Below are 26,535 nucleotides of genomic sequence, written 5' to 3' on the forward strand. Positions count from 1 at the left end.
GAGGGTTTTGGATTATTCAACTGAATTAATTATTTCCATTATCTTTTCTTTCATCAAGGTTAATTTTTCTTTTGATTTATCTTCTTCTTTATCTTTTGAATATATGTAAATTTTTAATTTCGGTTCTGTTCCAGATGGTCTTACAGCATACCATGAACCATCATCAAAGAAAAATCTTAATACATTTGATTTTGGAACATCTGTTTCTTTAGTTTCTCCATTTACTAAATCATAATCTTTCTTTTCAAGGTAATCTATATATCTTACAAGTCTCATATCCCCAATTTCTCTTGGGAATTCTCTTCTATATACTTCCATGATTTTTTTCATTTTTGCCATACCTTCTAAACCTTCAATAATTATAGAGAAATTATTTTCAAAATAATATCCAATTTCTTTGTACATATCATTTAAAACATCAACCAATGTTTTACCTAATTTTTTATAATATCCTGCTGCTTCTGAAACAAACATTGAAGAAATAACTCCGTCTTTATCTCTTACAAAAGTTCCTGTTACATAACCTATACTTTCTTCATAACCAAATTCAAAATCATATTTACCTTCTAATTCATTTTCTAATCCACAAATGTTTTTAAATCCTGTTAATGTTTCAAATGTAACCACACCATATTTTTCTGCTAATTCTTTTCCCAAATCTCCTGTAACTATGGATTTTATAATCATTCCTTTATCTGAAAGTGTTCCTTTTTCTTTTCTTCCTTCAATAATATATTTTATTAATATTGCTCCTGTTTGATTACCATTTAGAGGAACATATTCTCCATTATGTTTTACCATAACTGCAGTTCTATCACAATCTGGATCTGTTGCTATAATAATATCTGCATCTTTTTCTGATGCCAATTTTTTAGCATATTCAAATGCTTTTATATCTTCAGGATTAGGATATCCTACTGTTGTAAAATCAGGATCTGGATTTTCCTGTTCTGGAACTACAAATATGTTTTTAAATCCTCTTTCAGCTAATACTCTTCTCACAGGTTTATTTCCTGTTCCATTTAATGGAGTATATACTATTTTAACTTCTTTATCAATGTCTTCTCTAATTGCTAATCCTTTTACTTTTTCTATATATTCATCTTCTATTTCTTTACCAACATATTCTAATAAGCCTTTTTCCAATGCTTCATCTTCTGATATTTTCTTTATCATTGAAAAATCTGTTAATTTTTTAATGTTTTCCATTACTGGAATTGCTACGTCATCTAATATTTGAGACCCTGTTCCCAATAAACCTTATAACCATTGTAATTTTTTGGATTATGACTTGCTGTAATAACTATACCTGCTGCAGTATTTAATCTTCTTACAGAGAAAGATAACAATGGTGTTGGTGCAATATGATCAAATAAATACGCTTTAATACCATTTGCAGCTAATATTAATGCTGCAGTTTTGGCAAATACATCAGAGTTATGTCTAACGTCATATGCTATAACCACACCACGTTTCATATATTCTTCGCCTTTTGAAACAATGAAATCTGCCAGTCCCTGTGTAGCTTTTCCAACTGTATAAATGTTCATTCTATTTGTTCCAGCTCCAAGAACTCCTCTTAATCCAGCTGTACCAAATTCCAATTCTTTATAAAATCTTTCCATAATTTCTTTTTCGTTATCTTTAATAGATAATAGTTCTTTTTTTGTATCTTCATCTACATATGGGCTGTTTAACCATTCCTCGTATACTTTCATGTAATCCACTTCTATCACTCCTTCACTTAATTTATCATCCACCACCAAGTAATGGCAATATTTGTAATTCACCATCTTTTATTTTTTTATCAATATTAATGAATTCGTTATTATGTAAAAATTTCACCCTCATTGTAATAAAACTTTTTTGACCCATGATTTCAATAAACAATTTTAAAACCATATGGTCTTTCTCTTTTTTATTATTTCAAATTTAGAATTTATTTCATTACCTATAATATCTAATAATTCTTCTATATTTTTTTCTTCATCAAGTTTAATTTTTATAGATTTTTTGTCTATAATGGTCCTTAAATTACTCATAAATTTGACATTTAGCATTTTTTCACCTCCTTTATATTATATCATAACAAATAAAAAATGCATCTAAAATCCGATGCATTTTTAATTACAATATCTTTAATTATTTTTATTATTCTTAAGATTTTTCATTTTATACATTTTTTCATCTGCTATTTTTAATGCTTCTATGTAATTTCTACCATTAAATTCCGAAATACCATAAGATATTGTTATTTCAAAATCGAAATTATTATCTCTTAATTTTTTACTTATCGTTTCCATCTTTTTTTCTATGTTCTCTATAGAAGCCTCTGGAAATACAAGAAGAAATTCATCTCCTCCAAATCTAACACCTATATCCATGCTTCTTATATTTTCCAAAAAACAATCCGAAACAAATCTCAACACTTCATCCCCTACAAGGTGTCCATATGTATCATTAATTTGTTTAAATTTATCTATATCTATCATTACTAATATGGACATTTTATTTTTCCTTTTAAGATATTCAGCATGTTTTATTATCCATTCATTAAAATAATATCTGGAATATAATTGAGTTAATGCATCTTTTGTGGCAAGTTCTTTAAAATGATTTTTCTCCTCATTATATTTTTCGAGAACATATTGATATTTTATAACAAAATCAATATGTGATGCAATCGAAGTCAATATCTTTTTATCTTTTTCAGAATATGCATCTCTACCTTTTTTTCCAAAAGCAAATAATCCATGAATTTTATTTTCAAAATAATAAGGAAAAATATAAAGGGTTAATTCATTAAAATTTTCATCCAATTCATATGATTCAATACTACTTTTATATCCATCTTTTGAAAAAGAAAAAGCTTCTGGAACATATAATTTATCCAAATTCTTATCAAAAAAATACCACGATAATGTTTTTTCTGTTCTAAAAAGTTTCTTTTCCATTTTTTTATTTTCATAATAAATTGTCACTTTTGCACTTTCATTATCTGAAGATAAAACATTATATGCAAAAACATCTATTAAATTTATTTTTCTTAAATAATTAAATATACTTTCCATTGTACCACTTAAATTAAAGCTTTTTGTATATGTTAAGTTTCTAATATTATCCAACACTTCTACACTACGTTGCATTTCTTCCAATTCCCTATTTTTATTTGAAAGTTCTGTTATATCTTCAAAAACCTCGAGAACAAAATCATTATTAAAAAAGGTTATTTTTGATGCTGTTATATAATATGTTCTTCCTTTTATTTTTCTAATAGTACTCTGAAGAAGTCCCTTTTTTTCATTTGAAAGAACTTGCAATATCTGTATCCTTTCTTCTTTATTAAAAAGATCCAAATATTCTTTTACTTTATTAATCTTTTTACCTATAACCTTTTCTACCCTGGACTTAAATAATAGATATCTTCCATATTATGAATAGCAATAAAAAATGGTAGTTTATCAAGAATAGAATAAAAATTCCTGATTTCTTTTTTTAACTTATTTTTTGTTTTTAAAAAGAGGTATACAAAAAATGATGTTAAAATAATAAACACAATAGAAATATATATCATTTTATCCTCCTACATCAGGAATCGTCAATTTCTCAAATGGATTTTCTTTAAAAAGAAGATACTTTTTTTCTCTACTAAATCCATCTATAAACTCCGGGAAAAATGTCATGTTATATATAATATATTTCAAAGGTATTCCAAAATTACTTAATATCTTTGCATCTCTAAACCAATCAGGTGTTTCAACTGGAGCATCTGAAGAGAAAAACATTGGAATTTTATTATTATATATATCTTTAAATCTATAGGCTAATTTTGTTCTTTCATCCAAACGCTCTTTTAACATTTCCTTATCGGATTCAACAAATTGTGGTTGCATATCAAGAATTAATTTATGTTTTTTTATAATCTCTAATTGCTCATCGTGTAAAAGAGAAGCATGAATAATTCTGTGATATTTAGACGGTTTTAACTCATTAAATATTTCCAATATTATATCAACAGCTTTATCTCCAATAGCATGCATGCATAAATGAAGAGCATTATTTTCACAAAATTCTAATACCTTTTTTAATTCTTCTTTTTTCCAAACCAAATAACCATTATTATCACCATCATTATATTTTTCTCTTAAATATGCTGTTTTTCCTCCAAAAGACCCATCAATATATACTTTTACTGCTTTAAAAATATTAAAATATCCTTTATTATAATAATCGATCAATTCATTATAATTATTTATAGCAACCTTTTCAAAAACTTTTAAATAATCATCAAAAGGTAAATCATTTTTGTTTATACCGTGTAAATCATCAGAATGAATAAAACCATATCCTTTATTTAATAAATATTCTTTTGCTTTTAAATATGCACCTTTTACATCAGAATAAAAACCATATATTTCATGAAATTTTTCCAGTGCTTTTTCTTTAATTATCTTTTTCTTAAAATCTATATATTCACTATCTACCTCTTTTGCGAGTTTTTCTAAAATGACAGAATTTACAATAGCTATATGGCCACATCTCCTTATTAATATTATAGGTATATTTTTAGAAAATTTATCCAGATCTATATCTAATTCACTCCATCCTCTTAAAACAATTTTTTCTGCATTATCCTTCAATTTATTCTTTATTATTCTTTTTATATCTTCTTTTTCTAAATTTTCCAGATCAGGATTTAATAATTTTTCACCAAAGCCCAAAATATGCATATGTGTATCTGTTATCAATGGTGTGATATACTTATTTATGTTATGTTTTGTATTTTTATATATAAATTCACCTTTCCTGGTTAAATAATACATCTTCTCACCTCTTTAATTTTTATTAATTTATTATTAATAAAATAATAATCTTTCACACTTTTATTATATCATATTTTGTAATACTTTTTTCTCACTATTTAAATTTTCTTGAAAGAAAATTATTATATTAGAGGAATATTATATAAACTGTTCTTTATATAAAAATATTTTTATATAAAAGGGGTGATAATATCTCTGAAAAAGATATTGAAAAATTAGCTAATATTTTTGCTTTATTAGGATCTCCTATTCGCATTAAAATTTTATCTTTACTGTCAGAAAGACCTTATTGTGTAAATCATATTTCAAAAAGCTTGAACATTTCTCAACCATTAGCTTCACAACATCTAAAATTATTAAAAGAAAATGGTTTTGTTGTTTGTGAAAGGGATGCACAAAAGATTAGATATAAAATCTCTTCTGAAGAAGTAAAAAAATTTCTCAATAAACTAATTTCTGAAACTAAAAATCTCGAGGTGATAAGATGACAATCAATGCAATTTTAGTATTAATAATCGTTGCAGCCGCTTATTTGTATATCATTTTTGGAAAGAAAAGCAAACCTGTAGTAGTTTTTAGCTTAGCATTGTTGATTTCTGCTTTAAGATTAGTAGAAGGATTAGATACAGAAAATTTTAGTCATGTTGTTGATGTTGACACTCTCGGATTATTAACTGGAATGATGATGATTGTTGCTTTTTTAAGTAAGTCTGGATTTTTTGAATATTTTTCAATAAAGATAATAAAACTTGGCGGAAAACGCTTTTTTTTAACTGTAACAATGTTAATGGTCATCGTCGCTCTAACCTCTGCATTTTTAGATAATGTTGTAACTATTCTGGTGATGGCACCTATGATTTTTTTAATCTCAGATATGCTTGAAATTAGTCCTATACCTTTAATTTCTTTAACTATTTTAATGGATAACATCGGTGGAGCTGCAACTTTAATTGGTAGTCCTTTAAACCTTGTTATTGGTTCTATAAGCGGGTATTCTTTTAATGATTTCATTACCAAGATGGGACCTGTTGCTATTTTTGCTTTTATAGGTGTATTGATATATTTCAAAAAGCATTTAACCATAGATGAAAAAGCTTTGAAGAATATAGAAAAACTGAAAGAAATGAATGAAAATAAAGCTATTACTGATAAAAAAATGATGATATATTCATTAATAGATTTTATAATAGTTATAATTCTTTTCATATTGCATTCATCACTTCATGTGGAATTAGCTGTAGTTGCACTATTAGGTGGGTCTATTCTTGTATTTAAATTTGCTCACGGATATGAAGATATCGCCAAAGACATTGATTGGGATATGCTATTTTTCTTTGCAGGGTTGTATATGACTTCTTATGCATTAGAAGAAGTAGGATTTACAGAAAAAATCGCACATATGTTTATACCTCTCGAAGGAAACTTGTTATTATTATTAGGTATATTTTATTTAATATCTATAATAACAATACCTATATTAAACAATGTTCCTTCAGCTCTGATATTAGCACCTGTTATTAAAATATTGGTTGGACAAGGGATAAATCCTGTATTATGGTGGACTTTTGCTATTGGTGCTAACTTCGCTACAAGTTTAACACCTCTTGGCGCAGTTCAAAACATTGTTGCAGTAAATTACCTTGAAAAAAACCTTGGAAGAAAATTCGGATTTGTCGAATATATGAGATGGAAGATAGTCCCAGTTCTAATCTCGCTCATTATAGGTGCATTATACATTGGGTACTTGCTATATGTTTAATAAAAACGGCTCAGCGAGCCGTTTTATAGGTATAATTAATCTTACAAAAAATTAAAAGCATCTATAATTGAAAATTCATAGAATGCTTTAAGGAGGCAATTATGAACGAAGTTGTATTAATAACCGGAGCATCATCTGGTATGGGTAAAGAAACGGCTATTTTATTAAAAGAAAATGGATATATTGTATATGGCGCCGCTAGAAATATGGATAAAATGAAAGATTTAGAGACATACGGAATAAACATATTATATTTGGATATTACTGATGAATATTCTATTCAAAAATGTGTGGGTGAAATATTAAAAAAAGAGGGAAAAATTGACATTTTAATTAATAATGCAGGATATGGTTCATATGGTGCAATCGAAGATGTTCCTATTGAAGAGGCTAAAAGACAATTTGAAGTAAATATATTTGGATTAGCAAGAATAACTCAATTAGTTTTACCAAATATGAGAAAAAACAAAAAAGGAAAAATAATTAATATATCTTCTATAGGAGGAAAAATGTATACCCCTTTTGGTGGATGGTATCATGCAACCAAACATGCATTAGAAGGTTTTTCTGACTGTTTAAGATATGAAGTAAAAGATTTCGGTATTGACGTAATTATAATTGAGCCAGGAGGAATAAAAACACCTTGGGGAATAATTGCAGCTGAAAACTTAAGAAAAAGGTCTTTAAACGGTCCATATGCAAAAAAAGCTAAAAAAATTGCAGATAGCATGGAAAAAATGTACTCTAAAAAAAATTTAACACATCCTAATGTTATTGCTAAAACAATATTGAAAGCTATAAAAGCTAAAAATCCTAAAACCAGATATTTGAAAGGATACATGGCTAAATCTTCTGTATTTATTAGAAATTTATTAGGCGATAAAATATTTGATAAACTTCTTGATATTATGTATAAATAGCTCCCAAACGGGAGCTATTATAATTTGAATTCTATATTATCTTCATTTTTTGACTTACCCATATTAAATGTTCCACCTAAAGCTAAGACTGTTGCAAGCTCTACAGGCAATCCCACTTTAATTATCTTCTCTACAGTAGTTTTTACATCATATTTCACCTTTACAAATTCATATTCATATACTTCATTATCTATATCCAAAATTAAATATGTTGCTAAAGGTTCTCCATCTTTTGTTCTTCCAACACTACCAGGATTTAATACGGTCTTTCCATTAATATGTTTAGCCATCATTAAGTGTGTGTGTCCATTTACTATTATGTCTGCGTCTAAATTATCTGTTAATTCCTTTAATCTTTCAGAAGTAATATTGGGTTTAACATATTCTAACAGGTGATTTAATGGGCTGCCATGAACTAATAATATTTTTACTCCTTCAATTTCTACTTCTTTTTTCATAGGTAATGATTTTAAAAATTCTTTATTTTCTTTTGATGTATTTTTTATTGTCCAGTTGATAGATTCATCTCCAACCTCTGTTTCTCTACCAGGATTATATGCACAACCACAACTTTCTTTTTCATATCCTATAGCATCATCATAATTTCCCATTACACTTTCTATTTGCTTTTCTCTAATTGTATCAACTACTTCATTTGGATTAGGGCCATATCCTACCAAATCACCTAAACAATATATCTTTTCAATACCTCTTTTTTCAATATCTTTTAATACTGCATTTAATGCTTCTATATTGCTATGAATATCTGAAATAAATGCTATTTTCATATTATGCCTCCCAAATAAATTTATTTTTCGTTTTATTAGCTATATTCACCAGTGTTAACATTACAGGAACTTCTACTAATACCCCTACTACAGTTGCTAAAACTGCTCCAGATTCCAAACCAAATAATGATATAGCCACTGCAACTGCTAATTCGAAGAAATTACTTGCTCCTATCATTGAAGCTGGTGCAGCAATTTCATGCGGTAATTTCCATTTATATGCCCATAGATACCCTATTGAGAATATAAAAAATGTTTGAATAATCAAAGGTACAGAAATTAATAATATATGGAAATAATTATTTAATATTACTTCTCCCTGGAAAGAGAATAATATAATTAATGTTAATAATAATCCGATAGTAGAAACAACAGAGAACTCTTTTAGAAAAACATTATTAAACCATTCTAACCCCTTTTTATTAATCAAATATTTTCTTGTTATAACAGCTGCAATTAATGGAATTAAAACAAAAATAATTACTGAAAATAATAATGTATCAAAGGGAACATCAACATTTCCAACCTTTAACAAGAAAGATACTATTGGAGCAAAAGCGAATAAAATAATTAAATCATTAACAGCGACCTGTACCAAAGTATATGCTGGATCGCCATCACTTAAATAACTCCATACAAACACCATAGCTGTACATGGCGCAGCACCTAACAATACTGCTCCTGCTATATATTCACTTGCTAATCCTGGAGTAATAAATGCTGCAAAAATATATTTAAAAAATACCCAGGCAAAAAAATACATCGTAAAAGGTTTAATTATCCAATTTACTGTAAGAGTAATTATTAAACCCTTAGGATTTCTTCCAACATTTTTTATACTGGAAAAATCAATTTTTAACATCATTGGAAATATCATTAACCATATTAGAATTGCAACTGGTATAGATACATTTGCATATTCCCATTTACTTAATGTTTCAGGAAAAGCTGGAAAAAAATTCCCTATTAATACACCTAAAATTATACACAAACCTACCCAAAGAGTTAAATATTTTTCAAAAAAACTTATCTTTTTTTCGGTCATTTTTTCACCCCTTTTTTATATGACATTTTTTTGGCAATTGTTCATGAATTTTAAGCTTTTTTAAATCACTTTTAAAAGGTTCAACTTCTTTTATCTCTTTTAATAATTCAAAAATAAACTCATGATTTTTTAATATTTCCTCATTCAAAGAATAATATGTCCAATATGATTCTTTTCTACTTTTAACAATATCCAATAATGCTAATTTCTTTAAATGCTTAGAAGTATTAGCTTGAGATATTTCCAACACATCTTCTATATCACAATTACAATATTCTCCCTGATTCAAGATATTTATTATCCTTAAACGTGTCTCATCCGAAAAAGCTTTAAGCAATTCGATAAACTTATTCATAATACCCCCTTCCACATAACTATATAACTATATGGTTATATGGTTATACAATCATTGTAGTTATACCGATATAATATTAAGATAAAGTTAAAAAACAATTAAGAATTATGTGGTGTTCTAAAATCATTTATTTAAGATGATTTTAAACAACAATTTTTTTCATCTTTTTTATTTTTGAGTTGACTTTTTATTTTTTTAGGTATATAATATTTGTAGATGGTCATATCGGCAGTTGTTCATATGTTAGTATGATGATATATCGATGTTTCTTAAAAAATTTTTTATGGAGGTGTTTATTATGACATGGAAAGGTTGGACAGTTTTAATTTTTGCAGTTTGGCTAATTATTGCAGCATTCATTCCTGGTGTTGTAGGTTCATCAAGTGCTAATTTAACAAATTTTTTAATCTCAGGTATTGTATTTATAGCAGCGGGATTACCAATGCTTAAAAATGCTAATAAAACAGCTGCATGGATAATATTAATTTCTGGTGTATGGCTACTTATTTCCGCTTTTATCCGGGAGTTACTGGTTCAAAAGCTGGAGCAATGACAAATGATCTATTATTTGGTATTTTAGCAGCAATATTTGCTTTCTTTGATAGAAAAACTTCTCCTGAAGTGTTCTTTGAACAGGATAACCGAAACAATCAATGACTTCTATTTACTAACCCTGTATTCTGTACAGGGTTTAATTTCAAAAAAGAAGGTGAGAATTTGGAACTTTCAATAAATAATCCTGAAATTTATGATATAGCTTCTGTTTTTTATATTTTTTCTGATCCTACCAGATTAAAAATCATGATTGCTTTACTTGATGGTGAGAAAAATGTAAAATCTATTTGTGAATCTTTAAATATTAAGCAATCCACGTGTTCACATCAATTAAAAATATTAAAACAGTTTAAATTTGTTGGAACAAGACGAAAAGGACAAAAAAATTTTACTATGTTATTAATAACTATATTAAAAATTTTTTGTTTCTTGGACATTCACTGGTTTCTCGTCTTTAAAAAAATAGTCCCCATATCATAATGATATGGGGACTATTTTTTATTATTCTATTTTACCTACTATTTCTACAGAATCTTTTAAAGTGTTATAAGTTGTACTTTTTCTTTCAGCCTTATTTTTTATTTCTTCCAAATTTAATCCTTCCAAATTTCCATCAACTTTGATATAGTATTCGATTTTAACTAACTTTGGAATTTCAGGATTTCTATAACCTTTTAATTCCATACTAATATCAGAGTATTCAATATTTTTCTCTAATAATATTCTTTGTAAATTTATTAACACACATGATCCTAATGCTGCAATTACCATTTCTACAGGAGTATGCGCATTTTTATGTTTCATTTCAGGGTTTACAGATATCTTTGTTTCTAAATCCTTGCGAGATGCAAAGCAACCGATTCTTCTGGTAAAAATTTTGTTTTTAATTTAAACTCTTGCAAAAATTCCATCATTCTTCCTCCCTTACAATATTGTGATGATAATGCTTTTTATTAAAGTACTTCCTTATTAAATTCTCCATGTGAATATACACAATTAATAATATTATTTGAAAAATTGGTAATACAGCAGCAGGAATGGCCACTAATGGTCCAAATGCCATTGTTGCTATTGCTACAGCTGTACCATTATTTTTCCCTGTACTTAAAAATATTATTCCCATATGTTCTTTATAATTTAATCCAGCTTTTTTATTAATAAAAGTTTCAAGTAATAACGCTAAAACAATATATATAAGGGTAATTATTCCTAATTGTATCAAAATTTGCCACTTAGCTAATAACATATTTCCTTTTAAGAAAAAAATAAAAAATATAACAAATAACATGGAAATTAATGTCATTAGACCTGTTAGTGGTTTTATTTTCTTTAATCCTTTTTCACCTTTTGACTTTACTATCAACCATCTGGTTATATAACCAAATATCATAGGAAAAATAACAACAATCAAAATTGATTTAAAAATTGAATTCATAGGAACATGAATATTACTTCCTCTTGCAACAAAATTTAAATAAATAGGAGTTAATATTGGAATCAGTAAAAAATTAAATGCCTGAGATATCATAGCAACTTCAACGCTTCCTTTAACAATGCCAGTATATCCAACACTTGAAGAACTTACAGGTATCATCATTACCAGCATAAATCCAAGAGCTAATTCTGTATTATGAATAAATACCTTTGCTAAAAAATATGCAATTAGTGGTGTCATTATATAATTATAAAAAATACTTAGCAAAACCGCTTTCGGTTCTTTAACAACTCTTTTTACTTCTCTCCAATCCATATTTATCATCATAGGATAAATCATAAAAAATACAAATAAAACTATCAAATTAGAATAAATGCTTTTATGGGATGATGCATATGCTGAATATTTTACTCCCAAACTCCATCCAATTATTATCGCTAATACTGAATATAAAACAAGAAATTTCTTTATATTTGCTGTTATCCTTTTTATTGTTTCCATTTTCTCACCCCCACATACCAATAATAATATAATAATTTTTCTTTTTGGTTAAAATTGCAAATAATATTCATATAATATGGTGACAAAATGTCACCATATTATATGAATATATTTATTATAATCCAGATTGCTGCAATTAAAATTACATAAACAAATATTTTTTTCAGATTTTCAGTTTTTACTTTTGTAGAGAAATGCGAGCCAATTAATGATCCCATCGCTGCAAATGTTGCCATAATAATATTAAATTTCCAGTCAATTCCTACACTTAATCCCCTACCAATAAAACCTGTTGTTGCAGAAAATAAAACCATTATGGAATTTGTTGCAAAAGCTAATCGCATTGGCATATTTCCAAGAATAATCAATAATGGAACTATCAATCCTCCACCTGAAATTCCAACCATTCCTGCTATAAAACCTATCAAAAAAACTGCCGGAATAACAATAAGAAGAGGAATATTGTACTCATGATCACAACATTTTCTTTTGAGTAATGGACCAAATTTAATATTTAAATTCTTTTTCTTTCTTGAAATAAGAAATGCCGATAATAGCAATAATAGTGAAAACGTAACTTTAAGAATCGTTACACTAATCTTAGCAGAAATAAAACCTCCTAAAAAAGAACCACTTGCCACTGATAAAATCATTATTATACCAGTATACCAATCTATTAATGCCTTTTTATGATAAATTAGCATCATCATAAACCCTGATACCATTAAAATAAATAAAGAGGCTGAAGCTGCTTGCTGATATGAAATACCATAAGCTAAAAATATGGAACAAAAAATTCTCCTCCACCTTTACCTAACATAGACAAAACAATAGTTATAAAAAATAAAATAATACCAAGAATAATCATTGGTTCATCTCCTATTCATTTATATGTTCTTCACCCACTTCTATTAAATCTTTAATATGTTCATCATCTAATGAATAACGTATAAACTTACCTTCTCTTTTAGCTTTAACAACTTTGTATTGTCTTAAAATTTTTAATTGATGTGAACATGTGGATTGATTCAATCCAACAATTTCGCATATTTTCTTGACACATTTTTCACCATCTAATAAAGCATGTAAAATTTTTAATCTTGTGGGATCAGCAAATATCGAAAAAAATTCTGCCATATCATAATAATAGTCATGCTCATGTTTCAATTCTGTCATTTCACCTTTTTTAGACATATTTACACCTCCAATATAATCAATTCACATATGAGAAAATGATAATATGTACATAATGATATTATACACCAAATTAAAGTTTTTGTCAATAAAAAAATAACAGTTGACAAATACAAAAATATGTTATATAATACATTTGTTCATATTGACATCTGTGCATATATGATAATTAAAATATTTATAAGGAGGTATTCAAATGGCACATACACATCATCACCATCATCATAATCATGGTGAAATAAAAGGAAAAAATTTAATTATTACTATGTTACTTAACTTTTCCATCACCACAGCTGAAATAATTGGTGGAATTTTTTCTGGAAGTTTATCTTTAATTTCTGATGCATTACACAATTTAAGTGACGGTATTTCTGTAATAATCACTTATATTGCTTTAAAATTAGCCCAAAAGAAAAATACTGAAAAAATGACTTTTGGATATAAGCGAGCAGAAATTTTCGCTGCGTTATTTAATTCTTCTGTATTAATTGTTGTATCTGTTTATTTGTTTAAAGAAGCATATTTAAAATTCATCAATCCTGAACCTATTAAAGGTGGCATAATGATAGCTATTGCATTAATAGGATTATTTGCAAACACTTTTTCTGTTTTTCTCCTGAGAAAAAATGCTAAAGATAATGTAAACATAAAATCTACTTATTTACATCTGCTTTCTGATGCTTTATCCTCTATTGGAGTGGTAATCGGTGGTATAATGATCTATTTTTACAATATAAATTGGATTGATCCTGTATTGACAGTAATAATTGGAATTTATGTTTTGAAAGAAAGTCTTGAAATTTTGTCTGACACTATAAAAATATTAATGCAAAAAGCTCCTGATCATATTGATGTTTATGAAATAAAAAAAGATATAGAAAATTTAGATAAAGTTGAAAACATTCATCATTTACATATCTGGCAGGTTAACGAACATGATATACATATTGAATTTCATGTAAAAGTAAAAGAAGATATAAAATTAAGTGCAGCTGATTCTATTAGAGATAGAATAAATAAATTATTACATGATAAATTTGAAATAAATCATTCTATAATTCAAATCGAATTCATTCAAAAAGATGAAACTACATTAATAAAAGTATAAAATTTTTTTCATAAACATATGCATATATTTTCATATTTACATATTATACTTTTATTATATATACTCTTGCGTTAGGAGGTCTTATAATGCTTGGAATAGATATTGGTTCTTCAACAGCTAAAATAGCTTTATTAGATAAAAATAAAAAACTAGTATATAAAAAATATATGAGGCATAATGGAAAAGTAAAAGAGTCGTTATATCATCTTTTGTATGATTTAAAAGATATTTTAAAAGACAAAAAAATAAAATTTTCCATAACTGGAACAGCTGGAATGGGAATTGCTAATAGAAATAATTTTGAATTTATACAGGAAGTTATTGCCATATCAAAAGTTATAAAAACTTTCTATAACCATGTACACACTTTAATTGAACTTGGAGGAGAAGATGCAAAAATAATTTTATTTGAAGAAGGTAAAACACCAGAAATGAGAATGAATGGGAGTTGTGCCGGAGGAACTGGATCTTTTATTGACCAGATGGCAACATTATTAAATACAACCCCTTCTCAATTAAATGAATTATCAAAAAATCCACAAAAAAGTTATATATTGCTTCAAGATGTGGTGTTTTTGCAAAAACTGATGTACAGGCATTATTAAACAGAGGAGAAAGCAAGGAAGATATTGCAAAATCTATTTTCATAGCTGTTGCTAATCAAACCATAACCACTTTATTATCAGGAGCTGAAGTTAAAGAAAAAGTCCTTTTTGCTGGAGGTCCCTTGACTTTTTTATCCGAATTAAGAAAAACTTTTCAAGAAACATTAAACCTCCCAGAAGATGCTTTTATTCTTCCTGAAAATTCCGAAGTTCTTGTTGCTATTGGTGCAGCTTTGCACTCAGAAAAATCAGAAAAGTTATATACAATTGATGAAATTTTAAATTATTTAAATAATGAAAAATCTTCTAATAAAACCATTCGTGTTTTAGAGCCGCTTTTTAAAGATATGAAAGAATACGAAGATTTTAAAATGAGGCATGCAAAAAGAAATCTTAAAAAAATAGAACATATTGATAAAAACAATACTAAAGAATTATATATTGGTATTGATGCGGGTTCTACTACTACTAAATTGATTTTAATTAATGAAAAAAATGAAATAATTGATACCTTTTATAAGAATAATATGGGAAAACCTCTTGAAATAGCTATTGAAGGATTAAAAAAATTCAGTAAATATATAAATAGCAGTAATTTAAAAGCTGTTTTTTCTACAGGGTATGGAGAAGAATTTATAACAAAAGCATTAAATCTTGATGGAGGAATAGTTGAGACAATTGCCCACTTTACTGCTGGAAAATTATTTGAAAAAAATTTAAGTTTTATTGTTGATATCGGAGGTCAAGATATTAAATCAATAAAAATAGAAAATGGTATAATTTCAGATATTCAATTGAATGAAGCATGCTCTTCAGGCACAGGTTCATTTATAGAAACTTTTGCAAAAAATTTAAATATGACAATTGATGAATTTGTAGAAAAAGCTATTAAAACAAAAAATCCTGTCGATCTTGGAACCAGATGTTCCGTTTTTATGAACAGCAAAGTTAAAGAAGCTCTAAAAGATGGTGTTGATGTTGGAGATATTGCAGCTGGTTTGGCTTATTCTGTTGTAAAAAATGCATTGTATAAAGTTATAAAGGTTAAAAATATTGATGAATTAGGTAATAACATTTTTGTTCAGGGAGGGACTTTTAAAAACGATGCTGTATTAAGAGCCTTTGAAAAAATCACTAAAAAAACGTATATAGATTAAACATATCAGAATATATGGGAGCTTTAGGAGCTGCATTATATGCAAAAAAATTCTACAATGCTCATAAAAACTACAAAACTAAATTTAATATAAATTCTATAGATAATATTCATTATGAAAAGAAATTTTTGAGATGTAATGGATGTGGAAATAAATGTTATATTACAAAGTTTATATTTGATAATAATAATATCTTTTATACTGGAAATAAATGCGAAAAAATTTTCTCAAATAAATCAAAAAAAGAAAAAAGTTCTGTTCCAAATTTTTTCATAGAGAAAGAAAAAATGTTATTTAGCATGAATGAAACAGATAATTTTGATCCATCAAAACCTATCATTGGTATACCAAGAATTCTTTCTATGTATGAACATTTTCAGTTTTTTTATACTTTGTTTAATAGGCTTGGTTTTAAAGTTATATTATCAGATAAATCTACAACTCCTCTATATTATAAAGGATTAAAAACTGTTTCGGCAGATAACATATGTTTCCCTGCTAAAATTTCGAATGGACATATTATTAATCTTTTAGAAAAAAAAGTCGATAGAATTTTTCTTCCAACTATAATATTTGAAAAAGAAGAAGGTAAAGATTCAAAAAACGCTTATAATTGTCCTATCGTTACAGGATATGGCGAAGTTTTAAAAAGAAATATTTTTACAAATATACCTATTGATACAATACCACTTAGCTTTAAATATGAAAAAGGTTTAAAAAAGAATTTATTCAATTATTTAAATAAAATTGGTAATGTAGAAAAAAATGATTTTGAAAAAGCTTTTAATCAGGCTAAATTAGCTGAATCTAATTTACAAAAGGAACAGATAGAACTCGCTAAAAAAATTATCGAGCAGGCCAAAAAAGAAAATAAAATTTTAGTAATACTTCTTGGAAGACCTTACCATTTAGATCCCATGGTAAATACTGGAATTATGAATCTTATATATGAACTTGGAGCATACGGTATAACGGAAAATGCCATTCCTGAATTATATAATATGGATTTAAAAGGCGTTTTACCGCTTACGCAATGGTCTTATCACAATAGATTGTATTTAGCTGCTAAATGGATTGCGAAACAAGATTATGAAAAAATAACAGCAATTCAATTAAATTCATTTGGATGTGGTCCCGATGCTGTAGTTGTAGATGAAATAAAAGCTATAATTGAATCTGGAGGAAAAATATTTACTGCTATTAAAATTGATGAAATGTCAAATTTGGGTGCTGCTAAAATACGTATAAGATCTACTTTTGAAGCTTTGAATCAAAATTCAAATATAAATCTCGCTAAAAAAAGAAAGTATACTAAACCATATACTAAAGAAGATAGAAAAAAAACTATTCTCGTTCCTAAATTTTCTAAATTTTATTCAGAATTATATGAAGCAGTTATGTATAATCTTGGATATAATATAAAAACTATAGAAAATCAAAGTCGGGAATCCATTGAAGAAGGATTAAAATATGTAAATAATGATATGTGTTACCCTGCAATAGTTGTTATAGGTGATATTATAAAAACTTTAAAGAGCCCTGAAGTTGATCCTGATAACTCAGTTGTAGCCTTATCTCAAACAGGTGGTCAGTGCAGAGCATCAAATTATGTTCCTTTATTAAAAAAAGCTTTAATTGATGCTGGATTCGAAAATACTCCTGTTATTTCTCTTGGAACAGATGCATCTATGGAAGGAATTAAAGTTAATCCTATAAAATTATTAAAATATAGCATAATTGCTTTTGCAGCCGGAGATTCATTATTAAGATTAAAACTTTCAACAAAACCATATGAAAAAAATCCAGGTGAAACATTAAAAATATTCAATTATTTATTAGGACATTTCAAAGAGCAAATGATTTTAAAACCACCTACAACAAAAATGCTAAAGAATTTTTAAAAAAAGCTGTTGATGAATTTAATAAAATTGAAGTTAATGAACCAAAAGAAAGGAAAAGAATAGGATTAGTTGGAGAAATTTATATGAAGACTAATTGTTTTTCAAACAACTATCTTATAAACAAGTTAGAAAATGAAGGATATGAAGTTGTAGTTCCAACATTCTTAAAATTTTTAGAATATGATTTTTATAGTAAGAAATTTAATAAAGTGGAAAATATTGACAATAATAAAAAAGCGTATTTAACAAAATATGTAATAAAAAAAACAATTGATTATTATAGAAAAATTGTAGAAACTGAACTTTCAAAGTTTAAAAGGTATACTCCTGATACTCCTTTAGAAGCGTCAATAAAAAATAAAAGAAATATTTTACCCCTTTCATTACAATTTGGAGAAGGTTGGCTGTTATCAAACGAAATTGGAGAAATGGCACACAATAATATTAAAAATATTATATCTATTCAGCCATTTGGTTGCATTTCAAATCATATTATCGCAAAAGGAATTTACAGAGAATTAAAAGAAAATTTTGATGTTAATTTGCTTTTATTAGATTATGAATCAGGAACAAGTGAGGTTAATATAGAAAATAGGTTAAAATTATTTCTCGAAAATATTTAACAAATGAGGCTAACGCCTCATTTGTTAAAATTTGATTCTGTTTGTTCGTCATCCAATGGTGTATCACAATGTATTAACGGCGCTATTTTTTCAAAAGACTTTTTTACTACATTATTTTTCCTGAGTTTGACAGTATTTATTTCAATAAAATTTGGAAAAGCTGTATTATTCTAAAAAACAGTTATTGTTAATTTTTTATTAAATACAAAAGTGTCATTACACCCCCTAAATTTTATATTTTTCTTTGAATTCTGTATAAGGTGATATTATTTTTGGTACAGGGATATTTAATGTATTTAATATTCTTTGTCCTAATTTATTTAAATTCATTCTCGCTACAAGATGTTGCTTTTGTGTTTTAAATTCAATGTATTCCATATTTTTAATAGCTTCTCTTATTTTTTCATGAGAGTATTCAACATTATTTTTTTCCAGTTCTAATTCTAGTGTTCTTTGAATTATGTAAGATATGAAACTCATTACAATATGTCCTTTTATTCTTTTTGGTGTCCAATGAAATACCGGTCTTGTTTCAAGATAATTTTTTAATGTTCTAAATGTTTCTTCTACTTTCCATAATGTATGATATTGTTCTAATATTTCTTTTGGAGATAGTTTTGTGTTTGTTATTATTCCATAGTATCCATCGTATTTTTCATCATTTTCTATTTTTTCTATGTCCAATATATAATTTTGTTTGTTCTGTTCTTTTAAATATTTTTTCGCTCCTCTTTTACTTTTTGAATCTATATTTCCTTCTTCTAACATTTTTTTCGCTTTTTCTATTAATCGTAGTCTATCTGCTCTGTCTTTTTTGGCTCTTTCTTCTGAATATATTATGAGTAATCTTTTATTTTCATATTCTACTTCTCTATATTTTATTCCTTTTGCTATTTCTATGAATTCTCCTTCAAATATATTTACTTTTTTTAACTGTTTTATTGATTTTCCTACTATGAATTCATAATTAGAATTTTCTACTACTTCTATATTTTTTTTACTCATCATTCCTCTATCTGCTACTACTATTACTTTTCCTAATTGATATTCTTTTTTCATTTTTTCTATTGAATCTTTAAATGTATGCCCTTCAAATGTATTTCCTGCATATATATCAAAACTAACTGGCATTCTATCCTGATCTATTGACATCCCTAATACTATTTGTGATTCATTAAATTTCTTATCTTTTGAATATCCCATTTGTAATATTTCATTTGTTTGTTGTGGTTCAAACGCTAATGTTGTTACATCGTAAAATACTAAATCTACCGTTGTATTAAACAAACTTATCCTTTGATTATACATATGTTTTTCTATCGACTCTTTATTATCTGCCAATATATCCAATGTTCTGTATAACCAGTGCAGCATTACATCTTTTTCTTCCAGGTCTTTTTCTTTTTTAACTTCCACTTTGTTATATCCAAAATACTCTAAATTATTAAATATTCCCAATTTACTTTTCGGTTCTACTATTCTATTCATCACCATTATTTTTAGCATCTCTTCTGCATTGTATTTTATTTCTTTATCCAGTCTTTCAAAATATCTTTTCATCTCATATCTTTCGAATATCTTATTTACTATTACTTTGGCTCCGTAATTCTTTTTATCCGGTGCCTTTTTTATATCTTCTGTATCAATATAATTTTTTAAATCAAATATTTGTATGAGTTTATTTACTATATTTTTCGCTTCATTTTCGCTAAAAGAGTCAATCCTTCCTAAGTTTGCAACAGTTCTTTGCTTTATCTTACCATTTTCCCTATAACTTTCAACAATTCTTAAATATTCAACACCTTTGTTATTTTTAACTACTCTCAAAAACACAAAAATCACCTCTTGATTTCATAATACCATTACTTATTATACCACAAAAATATTATGAAATCAAGAATATAACGCTATTGTTAAAAATATTTGTGTCACTACAAAAATTTTTCAACCCCCAATTTTCACCCTTTTCATCGTCGCAAACCCGCATTCTACCGTTTCGATTTTTCAAAAATCTTGAATTTGCTGTCAAACTCAGGTGTTAATTTGCTTTTATTAGATTATGAATCAGGAACAAGTGAGGTTAATATAGAAAATAGGTTAAAATTATTTCTCGAAAATATTTAACAAATGAGGCTAACGCCTCATTTGTTAAAATTTGATTCTGTTTGTTCGTCATCCAATGGTGTATCACAATGTATTAACGGCGCTATTTTTTCAAAAGACTTTTTTACTACATTATTTTTAGCTACTAACTTTTTCATTTCACTTACATCAGGGAAAGATATTGCACTGGTTGGGCAAAGATTTGCGCAAGTTTGACATCCAACCATACAATTATATGGTTGGGCTACTACAGGTTTTGATAACTTTTCATCCCAATCAAAAACCCTTCTTCCACATGTAATAAAACACAAACCACATCCTGCACATTTATCATGATCAATAGATGGATACCAATTTATCTCTTTTCTATCAACTCCCCACCATGGAACTTTTGTTAAATCTTTCACTTCTCTACCAAGGGCATCTTTACCTATTACAGGCATATTCATTGGTGACGACATATTACCACCTCCAAATGAAAATTTTCTCAATTCAATGCTATAACTTTTATATGTATATATTTTTTCTTTCTATATACAATTTGGTTAAATATGCAAAATAAAATATATATAAATGGTGCTAACAAATAGCACCATTTTTATATTCCAATATCATTGTTTTTTTCTAAATACAAAAATTGTTACGTTTATAAATGTTATTAACCATATAAAAGCCAAAAGAAAATATAATCCAAATCCTATATAATCTATTAATTTTATTTTAAACATCATTGAAATACTATGTGTTGATGCGACATATGCTCCCAATGGGAAAATAAATGCAAACCAGGATAATGTAAATGGTATTTTCATTCTTTTAATATAATGCAAAGTAAGAGAAATTGCCATAATTAACCACCATATTCCAAAACCCCAGAATATAAATCCAAAAATAAAAAATGGTTCTTTCACAGTTATAAATGGTGAAAATTTTACCAGATTTATCAATGCAATTGTGCCAGCACCTATTGGCCCTAAATTAACCCATACAGTTGGAGACATAACATTTGGTAATGGATGATGCAAAATAAATCTATACATTGAAATAGCTGATAATATAATAAATAAGAAAAATCCTGCTCCTAATCCAAAATAATTCAATAATATAATAAACTCTTTAAAAATTCCAGAATACATATTAATAAACACACTACCAGAAACCGGAATTACTATTAATGCAACAGGAGGAATAAACCATGCGGGACTAATATGATCTAATTGTACATGCGATTCTTTAAACATTACATAAGGTGTTAAAATACTAAAAAATATAGTTAATATGCTACCTATGAACCAATAAGCAAAAGAGGTTGTTAAATTATTAAACAAAACCTGATATGTGGCTGATATAACTATCATCGCAGCACCTATTGTTACATAAAAATTTGATAATACAGGATGGTATAAATCTTTTATCGCTTCTTTTGTATGCATAAACCATCTTAAAGTCCATGGAATTAAAAATACATAAAACAAAATCAAATTAAGATAAAATAAAACATATGAAAAACTTTTTAAAAATGGCATATATGATGAATATAAAAAACTTGATAAAGCAAAAATACCTGTTCCCATAATACCTGCAAACCATGATGGTGCAAATCTTTTAATTCTTTCTTCCATTTTTCTACCTCCTTATTGTATTTTTTTACAAAAATCATTATAATATTTTTTAGTTTAAATTTCTTTACTTTGTTATATTTTTTATATTACCAAAAATGCATATATACCTTGAATAATATATAAGCGAATATTTTTTCACTTATTATTAGTGCATTTTATTCTTTTTTATTTTTCTTATTTACCAAATTTTAATATTATAGAAATTTATAATTAATTTTAACATTTTATAATGAAAGTGAATTTAATCACCTGAATAAAGTTTTTGTTTTAAAGTGAATAAAATCACATTTATAAGGAGGGATTTTTTATGGGTAAATATGAAGTTACAAAAAGTATTGATGTTAGAGGTGAGGTTTGTCCAGTTCCTGACGTTGAAGCAAAAAGGGCTGTAAAAAAAATGAAACCTGGTGAAATTTTAGAAGTTTGGATTGATTATCCAATGTCCAAAGAAAGAATTCCTGAAGGTATGAAAAAAATGGGACATGAAGTTTTAGAAATAGAAGAAGTTGGAAACAGCGAATGGAAAATTTATATCAAAGTAAAATAATACCCTGAAACGAGGTGAATATTATGGCTTTGACAGGCATCATTTTTGGAATATTTTTTGGTATAGTTTTACAAAGAGGTAGAATTTGTTTCAATTCTGCATTTAGAGATGTTATGCTTTTTAAAGATAATTATTTAATGAAATTTGCTGCCTTAGTAATAGCCTTGCAAACTTTAACTTTTCTATTATTTGCACAGTTTGGATGGATTACTTTGAATCCAAAACCTTTAAATTGGGTAGGTAATATTATTGGTGGATATATATTTGGATTAGGAATGGTTTTAGCTGGTGGTTGTGCTTCCGGTGTTACATATAGATCAGGTGAAGGTATGACTACTGCATGGTTTGCCGCTATGTTCTATGGTTTAACAGCTTATGCTACAAAAGCAGGAGCATTCAAACCATGGTTGGACTGGATTTCAAAATTTAATGTAAAGGTGGAATATTCAACACCTATTTATGCCTCAAATTCAGGTCCAACATTACCAAGTGTCTTACATCTTAATCCTTGGATTGTTGGAATATTATTTTCCGCATTATTACTATGGTATACATTTGGAACAAAAACTACAGAGAGACATTCCAAAATGGGAATGAAAACTGCTGCAATAATATTGGCAATTTTAGCTCCTATTGCATGGATGTCAAGTGCTGCAAGTGGGAGAAATTATGGTTTTGGTATTACTGGTGGATGGATCAGCTTATTTAAAGGATTTCTTGCCGGTGCTTCAGTAAATTGGGAAGGGTGGCTGATAGTTGGAATTATTATTGGAGCTATGATTTCAGCAAAAATATCCGGAGAATTTAAATTAAGAATGCCTAGAAATCCTTTCACTTATTTACAGGTCATGATAGGTGGTATCTTAATGGGATTAGGCGCTGTTACAGCTGGCGGATGTAATATCGGGCACTTTTTTACCGGTGTTCCTCAAATGGCTATAGGATCAATTTTAGCTTCAATATTCTTTATTTTAGGAAATTGGTCTATGGCATGGTTATTGTACGGTAGAGATTAAGGAGGGTTATACTATGAAAATTGCAATTCAGGTTATGGTACAACCATATACTTATCAGGACATAGATACTGCTGCAAAACTTGCACATGCAGCTTTAGATAAAGGACATGAGGTTACAATATTTTTATTTTGTGATGCAGCAATTGCTTCTAACAAACAAATAAAACCCGTTAGATCAGATAGAAAAATACCTGATTTATTGAAAGAAGTTATTGATAGAGGTGGAAAAGTGGAGATATGCGGCATTTGTATGGATTACAGAGGAATTACAACTGATATGATCGTTGAGGGGTCAAACCCCAGTGGATTACCAGAACTTGCCGCATTAATATATGAAAGCGATAGATTTATTAGCTTAATGGCGTGAGGTGAGAATATATGGAAAAAAAAGTTTTATTTGTCGTTTATCAATCTCCAGTAGGTTCAATATGGGTAAATGAAGGATTCAGAACTGCATTTGGTATGTATGGAGAAGATATTGAGCCTGCTGTATTATTAATGGAAAGTGCTTCTGTTGCTCTATCAAAAAATACATCTCCTGAATCTTTAGGATTATTACCAGTAAAAATTGTTCAAAGATTTATAAAGCGTTATGAAACTCCTGTATATGCAATAAAAGAAGATATCAATAAGTATAATGTGAAAAATATTGACGAAAACTTTAATGCTGAAATTATAAATAAAGATTCATTATCAGATTTTTTCCACAAGTTTGATTATGTTATTTTCATGTGAGGTGAAACTATGGCTTTAATATTAATAAAATTTGGTATTGATCACCCTATAGAAAAACTTAAGATTAAAAGTGCAAAAAAAGAAGATTCTGTTGTGTTTATTCAAGATGGAATTTATTGGAATTTTGAAAACCTATCTGAATTAACCACAGGAAAAACTTATTTAATAAAAGAAGATTTTTTTGCACGTGGATATACCGAAGAAGAGGCAAATACAAATTTAATAAATTACCATGAATTTATAGATTTGATAGAAAAAGAATCTAAATTTATTGGATAAAGGGGAGTTTTCTCCCTCCTTTTTAAATCATTTAACCTTTTTGTAAAAGAAAATTGCTGTACAAAAGGTAAAATATTTGCGACAAAAAACGCAAAGGGGTGGATTATATGTATGATGTTATTATAATCGGAGGCGGACCTGGAGGATATGTCGCTGCTATTAGATTGGCTCAATTAAATAAAAAAGTAGCTTTAGTTGAAAAGGAAAACCTCGGGGAACATGTACAAACCAGGGTGTATTCCAACAAAAGCTATGTTAACTGCTGCACATTTATATACAGATATTATTTCCAAATCAAAAAAATTTGGAATTAAAGTAGATAATGTAACATATGATTTAAAAGGAATTATGAAACATATGAATAAAGCTATTACTATGTCCCGAAAAGGTATAGAATTTTTAATGAAAAAAAATAAAATTGATGTATTTAATGGAATAGGGGAAATAATTGATAAAAATCATGTAAAGGTTAATGATGAAATTATTGAAGGGGAATATTTGATTTTAGCTCACGGTTCCATCCCTTCTGTTTTCCCTCCATTTGATAAAGTTGAAGGATTATGGACAAGTGATGATGTGTTCAAAATGGCAGAATTACCTGAAAGTATTGCTATTATTGGTGGTGGAGTAATCGGCATAGAATTTGCTACATTTTTCTCTTCATTAGGAAAAAAGGTGTATGTAATTGAATTAGCTGATCATATTTTACCTTTTGAAGATAATGATATTGCTGATGCGGTAAAAAAATCATTAATAAAAAAAGGTGTTAAAATATTTGAAAAGTCAAAGGTAAAAGATGTTATTAAAAATGAAAATGATTATACAGTAATTATAGAAGGTGATGAAAACTTTGAAATCATTTCTGAAAAAGTGTTATTAGCTGTTGGGAGAAAACCAAATATTCCAGAAGATATTAGAAAATTAGGGTGGAGATTGATAGAGGAGTTATTACTGGTAATACAATGAAAACAAATATCGACAATGTATATGCCATTGGCGATATTAGAGCACAAGTTATGCTTGCTCACGTTGCAATGTATGAAGGTATTGTTGCAGCACATAATATTGCTGGAGAAAAAACGGAAATGGATTACTCTGCAGTTCCATCAATAATTTTCTCTTCTCCAGAGGTTGCTTCAACTGGATTAAAAGAAAAAGACTTAAATCCGGAAAAATTATTATAGGAAAATTCCCAGTTTCTGCTAATGGTAGAGCCAGAACGATGGAAGAACGAGAAGGATTTGCAAAGGTTATAGCAGATAAAGAAACAAAAAAGTATTGGGATTTGCTGTTGTTTCACCTTCAGCAACAGATATGATTATGGAAGGTGTTATCGCTGTTAAACATGGTTTAACTATTGAAGAGATCTCTAATTCTATTCATCCACATCCAACATTAACCGAAACCATTTTGGGTGCTTTTGAAGATGCTGAAGGACTGGCTTTACACATATAAAAATTCATT

The 26,535-nt window shown here is 27.5% G+C and carries 29 protein-coding genes and 3 pseudogenes; 16 read left to right on the top strand and 16 right to left on the bottom strand.

Features of this window, described 5'->3' with window-relative positions:
• Positions 1 to 12: 12 nt before the first annotated feature.
• From DJ007_RS11680 to DJ007_RS11690, 6 genes and pseudogenes are all read right to left on the bottom strand, one after another.
• Positions 13 to 1,727: pseudogene (locus DJ007_RS11680) on the bottom strand (phospho-sugar mutase).
• A 25-nt stretch (positions 1,728 to 1,752) separates the two neighbouring features.
• Entirely contained in the window at positions 1,753 to 1,902 is a 150-nt protein-coding gene (locus tag DJ007_RS14865) for a hypothetical protein (RefSeq protein ID WP_165974151.1), read from the bottom strand.
• The gene (locus tag DJ007_RS14870; RefSeq protein WP_165974152.1) at positions 1,893 to 2,060 is read right to left on the bottom strand and encodes a hypothetical protein; all 168 of its coding nucleotides are present in this window, start codon (positions 2,058 to 2,060) and stop codon (positions 1,893 to 1,895) included. The genes DJ007_RS14865 and DJ007_RS14870 overlap by 10 nt, the downstream gene beginning before the upstream one ends.
• Before the next feature lie 78 nt (positions 2,061 to 2,138).
• The gene (locus tag DJ007_RS11685; RefSeq protein WP_129409746.1) at positions 2,139 to 3,356 is read right to left on the bottom strand and encodes a sensor domain-containing diguanylate cyclase; all 1,218 of its coding nucleotides are present in this window, start codon (positions 3,354 to 3,356) and stop codon (positions 2,139 to 2,141) included.
• Positions 3,357 to 3,397: 41 nt separating this feature from the next.
• Positions 3,398 to 3,574, bottom strand: coding sequence for a hypothetical protein (locus DJ007_RS14875; RefSeq protein WP_165974153.1), 177 nt, complete (start codon positions 3,572 to 3,574; stop codon positions 3,398 to 3,400).
• Position 3,575: 1 nt separating this feature from the next.
• Complete coding sequence (locus DJ007_RS11690; RefSeq protein ID WP_129409747.1) at positions 3,576 to 4,823, bottom strand: amidohydrolase family protein; 1,248 nt, start codon at positions 4,821 to 4,823, stop codon at positions 3,576 to 3,578.
• Between the two features lie 224 nt (positions 4,824 to 5,047).
• Between DJ007_RS11690 and DJ007_RS11695 the strand changes: the two genes are divergently transcribed.
• The 3 genes from DJ007_RS11695 (at position 5,048) to DJ007_RS11705 (ending at position 7,502) form a co-directional block, all read left to right on the top strand.
• Complete coding sequence (locus DJ007_RS11695; RefSeq protein WP_276318777.1) at positions 5,048 to 5,311, top strand: ArsR/SmtB family transcription factor; 264 nt, start codon at positions 5,048 to 5,050, stop codon at positions 5,309 to 5,311.
• A complete protein-coding gene (locus DJ007_RS11700) occupies positions 5,308 to 6,582 on the top strand; it encodes an ArsB/NhaD family transporter (RefSeq protein ID WP_129409749.1) in 1,275 nt (424 codons plus the stop codon). The genes DJ007_RS11695 and DJ007_RS11700 overlap by 4 nt, the downstream gene beginning before the upstream one ends.
• A gap of 101 nt (positions 6,583 to 6,683) precedes the next feature.
• Positions 6,684 to 7,502, top strand: coding sequence for an oxidoreductase (locus DJ007_RS11705; protein ID WP_206076352.1), 819 nt, complete (start codon positions 6,684 to 6,686; stop codon positions 7,500 to 7,502).
• A 17-nt stretch (positions 7,503 to 7,519) separates the two neighbouring features.
• Here DJ007_RS11705 and DJ007_RS11710 read toward each other — a convergent pair whose 3' ends face one another.
• From DJ007_RS11710 to DJ007_RS11720, 3 genes are read right to left on the bottom strand one after another with little or no spacing between them, the layout of a single operon-like run.
• On the bottom strand, positions 7,520 to 8,290 hold the full coding sequence (locus tag DJ007_RS11710) for a metallophosphoesterase family protein (RefSeq protein ID WP_129409751.1): 771 nt from the start codon (positions 8,288 to 8,290) through the stop codon (positions 7,520 to 7,522).
• A 1-nt stretch (position 8,291) separates the two neighbouring features.
• Positions 8,292 to 9,335 carry an ACR3 family arsenite efflux transporter gene (gene arsB / locus DJ007_RS11715; RefSeq protein WP_129409752.1) on the bottom strand — a complete coding sequence of 348 codons (1,044 nt, stop codon included), beginning with the start codon at positions 9,333 to 9,335 and terminating at the stop codon, positions 8,292 to 8,294.
• 4 nt (positions 9,336 to 9,339) lie between these two features.
• Positions 9,340 to 9,690 carry an ArsR/SmtB family transcription factor gene (locus DJ007_RS11720; RefSeq protein ID WP_129409753.1) on the bottom strand — a complete coding sequence of 117 codons (351 nt, stop codon included), beginning with the start codon at positions 9,688 to 9,690 and terminating at the stop codon, positions 9,340 to 9,342.
• 298 nt (positions 9,691 to 9,988) lie between these two features.
• Here DJ007_RS11720 and DJ007_RS11725 point away from each other — a divergent pair, with 298 nt between their 5' ends.
• Together DJ007_RS11725 and DJ007_RS11730 are read left to right on the top strand one after the other, a co-directional pair.
• Positions 9,989 to 10,243, top strand: coding sequence for an SPW repeat domain-containing protein (locus DJ007_RS11725; RefSeq protein WP_206076353.1), 255 nt, complete (start codon positions 9,989 to 9,991; stop codon positions 10,241 to 10,243).
• Positions 10,244 to 10,407: 164 nt separating this feature from the next.
• Positions 10,408 to 10,725, top strand: a complete 318-nt coding sequence (locus DJ007_RS11730) for an ArsR/SmtB family transcription factor (protein ID WP_129409754.1) — start codon at positions 10,408 to 10,410, stop codon at positions 10,723 to 10,725.
• A gap of 21 nt (positions 10,726 to 10,746) precedes the next feature.
• Here DJ007_RS11730 and DJ007_RS11735 read toward each other — a convergent pair whose 3' ends face one another.
• From DJ007_RS11735 to DJ007_RS11750, 4 genes are all read right to left on the bottom strand, one after another.
• The gene (locus DJ007_RS11735; RefSeq protein ID WP_129409755.1) at positions 10,747 to 11,049 is read right to left on the bottom strand and encodes an OsmC family protein; all 303 of its coding nucleotides are present in this window, start codon (positions 11,047 to 11,049) and stop codon (positions 10,747 to 10,749) included.
• Between the two features lie 106 nt (positions 11,050 to 11,155).
• Positions 11,156 to 12,181, bottom strand: coding sequence for an arsenic resistance protein (locus tag DJ007_RS11740; protein WP_129409756.1), 1,026 nt, complete (start codon positions 12,179 to 12,181; stop codon positions 11,156 to 11,158).
• A gap of 98 nt (positions 12,182 to 12,279) precedes the next feature.
• A complete protein-coding gene (locus DJ007_RS11745; RefSeq protein WP_240739572.1) occupies positions 12,280 to 12,906 on the bottom strand; it encodes a sulfite exporter TauE/SafE family protein in 627 nt (208 codons plus the stop codon).
• A 154-nt stretch (positions 12,907 to 13,060) separates the two neighbouring features.
• Positions 13,061 to 13,375 carry an ArsR/SmtB family transcription factor gene (locus tag DJ007_RS11750; protein ID WP_206076354.1) on the bottom strand — a complete coding sequence of 105 codons (315 nt, stop codon included), beginning with the start codon at positions 13,373 to 13,375 and terminating at the stop codon, positions 13,061 to 13,063.
• 196 nt (positions 13,376 to 13,571) lie between these two features.
• On the opposite strand from DJ007_RS11750, the gene DJ007_RS11755 reads away from it, so the two are divergent.
• The 5 genes and pseudogenes from DJ007_RS11755 (at position 13,572) to DJ007_RS11775 (ending at position 18,769) form a co-directional block, all read left to right on the top strand.
• On the top strand, positions 13,572 to 14,483 hold the full coding sequence (locus DJ007_RS11755; protein WP_129409758.1) for a cation diffusion facilitator family transporter: 912 nt from the start codon (positions 13,572 to 13,574) through the stop codon (positions 14,481 to 14,483).
• 86 nt (positions 14,484 to 14,569) lie between these two features.
• A pseudogene (locus tag DJ007_RS11760) lies at positions 14,570 to 15,264 on the top strand (acyl-CoA dehydratase activase); the annotation flags it as partial.
• A gap of 195 nt (positions 15,265 to 15,459) precedes the next feature.
• Positions 15,460 to 16,245 carry a BadF/BadG/BcrA/BcrD ATPase family protein gene (locus tag DJ007_RS11765; protein WP_240739592.1) on the top strand — a complete coding sequence of 262 codons (786 nt, stop codon included), beginning with the start codon at positions 15,460 to 15,462 and terminating at the stop codon, positions 16,243 to 16,245.
• Positions 16,246 to 16,259: 14 nt separating this feature from the next.
• Entirely contained in the window at positions 16,260 to 18,146 is a 1,887-nt protein-coding gene (locus DJ007_RS11770; protein ID WP_129409761.1) for an acyl-CoA dehydratase activase-related protein, read from the top strand.
• 83 nt (positions 18,147 to 18,229) lie between these two features.
• Positions 18,230 to 18,769, top strand: coding sequence for a hypothetical protein (locus DJ007_RS11775; protein WP_129409762.1), 540 nt, complete (start codon positions 18,230 to 18,232; stop codon positions 18,767 to 18,769).
• Positions 18,770 to 18,994: 225 nt separating this feature from the next.
• Here DJ007_RS11775 and DJ007_RS11780 read toward each other — a convergent pair whose 3' ends face one another.
• From DJ007_RS11780 to DJ007_RS11790, 3 genes are all read right to left on the bottom strand, one after another.
• Positions 18,995 to 20,602, bottom strand: a complete 1,608-nt coding sequence (locus tag DJ007_RS11780) for an IS1634 family transposase (RefSeq protein ID WP_129409763.1) — start codon at positions 20,600 to 20,602, stop codon at positions 18,995 to 18,997.
• A gap of 308 nt (positions 20,603 to 20,910) precedes the next feature.
• Positions 20,911 to 21,333, bottom strand: coding sequence for a 4Fe-4S dicluster domain-containing protein (locus DJ007_RS11785; RefSeq protein ID WP_165974154.1), 423 nt, complete (start codon positions 21,331 to 21,333; stop codon positions 20,911 to 20,913).
• A 150-nt stretch (positions 21,334 to 21,483) separates the two neighbouring features.
• A complete protein-coding gene (locus DJ007_RS11790) occupies positions 21,484 to 22,494 on the bottom strand; it encodes a TDT family transporter (protein WP_129409764.1) in 1,011 nt (336 codons plus the stop codon).
• A gap of 307 nt (positions 22,495 to 22,801) precedes the next feature.
• On the opposite strand from DJ007_RS11790, the gene DJ007_RS11795 reads away from it, so the two are divergent.
• The 6 genes and pseudogenes from DJ007_RS11795 to lpdA all read left to right on the top strand — a co-directional run bounded on the left by DJ007_RS11795 (position 22,802) and on the right by lpdA (position 26,526).
• Positions 22,802 to 23,041, top strand: a complete 240-nt coding sequence (locus DJ007_RS11795; RefSeq protein ID WP_129409765.1) for a sulfurtransferase TusA family protein — start codon at positions 22,802 to 22,804, stop codon at positions 23,039 to 23,041.
• A 23-nt stretch (positions 23,042 to 23,064) separates the two neighbouring features.
• On the top strand, positions 23,065 to 24,057 hold the full coding sequence (tsuA, locus tag DJ007_RS11800; protein ID WP_129409766.1) for a thiosulfate transporter TsuA: 993 nt from the start codon (positions 23,065 to 23,067) through the stop codon (positions 24,055 to 24,057).
• A 13-nt stretch (positions 24,058 to 24,070) separates the two neighbouring features.
• Positions 24,071 to 24,424 carry a DsrE/DsrF/TusD sulfur relay family protein gene (locus tag DJ007_RS11805; protein ID WP_129409767.1) on the top strand — a complete coding sequence of 118 codons (354 nt, stop codon included), beginning with the start codon at positions 24,071 to 24,073 and terminating at the stop codon, positions 24,422 to 24,424.
• An 11-nt stretch (positions 24,425 to 24,435) separates the two neighbouring features.
• The gene (locus DJ007_RS11810; RefSeq protein ID WP_129409768.1) at positions 24,436 to 24,792 is read left to right on the top strand and encodes an intracellular sulfur oxidation protein; all 357 of its coding nucleotides are present in this window, start codon (positions 24,436 to 24,438) and stop codon (positions 24,790 to 24,792) included.
• Positions 24,793 to 24,801: 9 nt separating this feature from the next.
• Entirely contained in the window at positions 24,802 to 25,071 is a 270-nt protein-coding gene (locus tag DJ007_RS11815; protein WP_129409769.1) for a DsrH/TusB family sulfur relay protein, read from the top strand.
• A 107-nt stretch (positions 25,072 to 25,178) separates the two neighbouring features.
• Positions 25,179 to 26,526 (top strand): annotated as a pseudogene (gene lpdA / locus DJ007_RS20485) (dihydrolipoyl dehydrogenase).
• The last annotated feature ends 9 nt before the right edge of the window (positions 26,527 to 26,535 follow it).

The sequence above is a fragment of the Marinitoga lauensis genome (genome assembly GCF_004135675.1).
GTDB classification, from domain to species: Bacteria; Thermotogota; Thermotogae; order Petrotogales; family Petrotogaceae; genus Marinitoga; species Marinitoga lauensis.

Bases quoted from the DNA above. Each gene is read 5' to 3' on its own strand.
- DJ007_RS14865 (WP_165974151.1), bottom strand. From the start codon at position 1,902: ATGGTTTTAAAATTGTTTATTGAAATCATGGGTCAAAAAAGTTTTATT.
- DJ007_RS14870 (WP_165974152.1), bottom strand. From the start codon at position 2,060: ATGCTAAATGTCAAATTTATGAGTAATTTAAGGACCATTATAGACAAA.
- DJ007_RS14875 (WP_165974153.1), bottom strand. From the start codon at position 3,574: ATGATATATATTTCTATTGTGTTTATTATTTTAACATCATTTTTTGTA.
- DJ007_RS11690 (WP_129409747.1), bottom strand. From the start codon at position 4,823: ATGTATTATTTAACCAGGAAAGGTGAATTTATATATAAAAATACAAAA.
- DJ007_RS11700 (WP_129409749.1), top strand. From the start codon at position 5,308: ATGACAATCAATGCAATTTTAGTATTAATAATCGTTGCAGCCGCTTAT.
- DJ007_RS11705 (WP_206076352.1), top strand. From the start codon at position 6,684: ATGAACGAAGTTGTATTAATAACCGGAGCATCATCTGGTATGGGTAAA.
- DJ007_RS11710 (WP_129409751.1), bottom strand. From the start codon at position 8,290: ATGAAAATAGCATTTATTTCAGATATTCATAGCAATATAGAAGCATTA.
- arsB (WP_129409752.1), bottom strand. From the start codon at position 9,335: ATGACCGAAAAAAAGATAAGTTTTTTTGAAAAATATTTAACTCTTTGG.
- DJ007_RS11720 (WP_129409753.1), bottom strand. From the start codon at position 9,690: ATGAATAAGTTTATCGAATTGCTTAAAGCTTTTTCGGATGAGACACGT.
- DJ007_RS11725 (WP_206076353.1), top strand. From the start codon at position 9,989: ATGACATGGAAAGGTTGGACAGTTTTAATTTTTGCAGTTTGGCTAATT.
- DJ007_RS11735 (WP_129409755.1), bottom strand. From the start codon at position 11,049: ATGAAACATAAAAATGCGCATACTCCTGTAGAAATGGTAATTGCAGCA.
- DJ007_RS11740 (WP_129409756.1), bottom strand. From the start codon at position 12,181: ATGGAAACAATAAAAAGGATAACAGCAAATATAAAGAAATTTCTTGTT.
- DJ007_RS11745 (WP_240739572.1), bottom strand. From the start codon at position 12,906: ATGGTATCAGGGTTTATGATGATGCTAATTTATCATAAAAAGGCATTA.
- DJ007_RS11750 (WP_206076354.1), bottom strand. From the start codon at position 13,375: ATGTCTAAAAAAGGTGAAATGACAGAATTGAAACATGAGCATGACTAT.
- DJ007_RS11755 (WP_129409758.1), top strand. From the start codon at position 13,572: ATGGCACATACACATCATCACCATCATCATAATCATGGTGAAATAAAA.
- DJ007_RS11765 (WP_240739592.1), top strand. From the start codon at position 15,460: ATGAGGCATGCAAAAAGAAATCTTAAAAAAATAGAACATATTGATAAA.
- DJ007_RS11770 (WP_129409761.1), top strand. From the start codon at position 16,260: ATGGGAGCTTTAGGAGCTGCATTATATGCAAAAAAATTCTACAATGCT.
- DJ007_RS11775 (WP_129409762.1), top strand. From the start codon at position 18,230: ATGAAGACTAATTGTTTTTCAAACAACTATCTTATAAACAAGTTAGAA.
- DJ007_RS11785 (WP_165974154.1), bottom strand. From the start codon at position 21,333: ATGTCGTCACCAATGAATATGCCTGTAATAGGTAAAGATGCCCTTGGT.
- DJ007_RS11790 (WP_129409764.1), bottom strand. From the start codon at position 22,494: ATGGAAGAAAGAATTAAAAGATTTGCACCATCATGGTTTGCAGGTATT.
- DJ007_RS11795 (WP_129409765.1), top strand. From the start codon at position 22,802: ATGGGTAAATATGAAGTTACAAAAAGTATTGATGTTAGAGGTGAGGTT.
- tsuA (WP_129409766.1), top strand. From the start codon at position 23,065: ATGGCTTTGACAGGCATCATTTTTGGAATATTTTTTGGTATAGTTTTA.
- DJ007_RS11805 (WP_129409767.1), top strand. From the start codon at position 24,071: ATGAAAATTGCAATTCAGGTTATGGTACAACCATATACTTATCAGGAC.
- DJ007_RS11810 (WP_129409768.1), top strand. From the start codon at position 24,436: ATGGAAAAAAAAGTTTTATTTGTCGTTTATCAATCTCCAGTAGGTTCA.
- DJ007_RS11815 (WP_129409769.1), top strand. From the start codon at position 24,802: ATGGCTTTAATATTAATAAAATTTGGTATTGATCACCCTATAGAAAAA.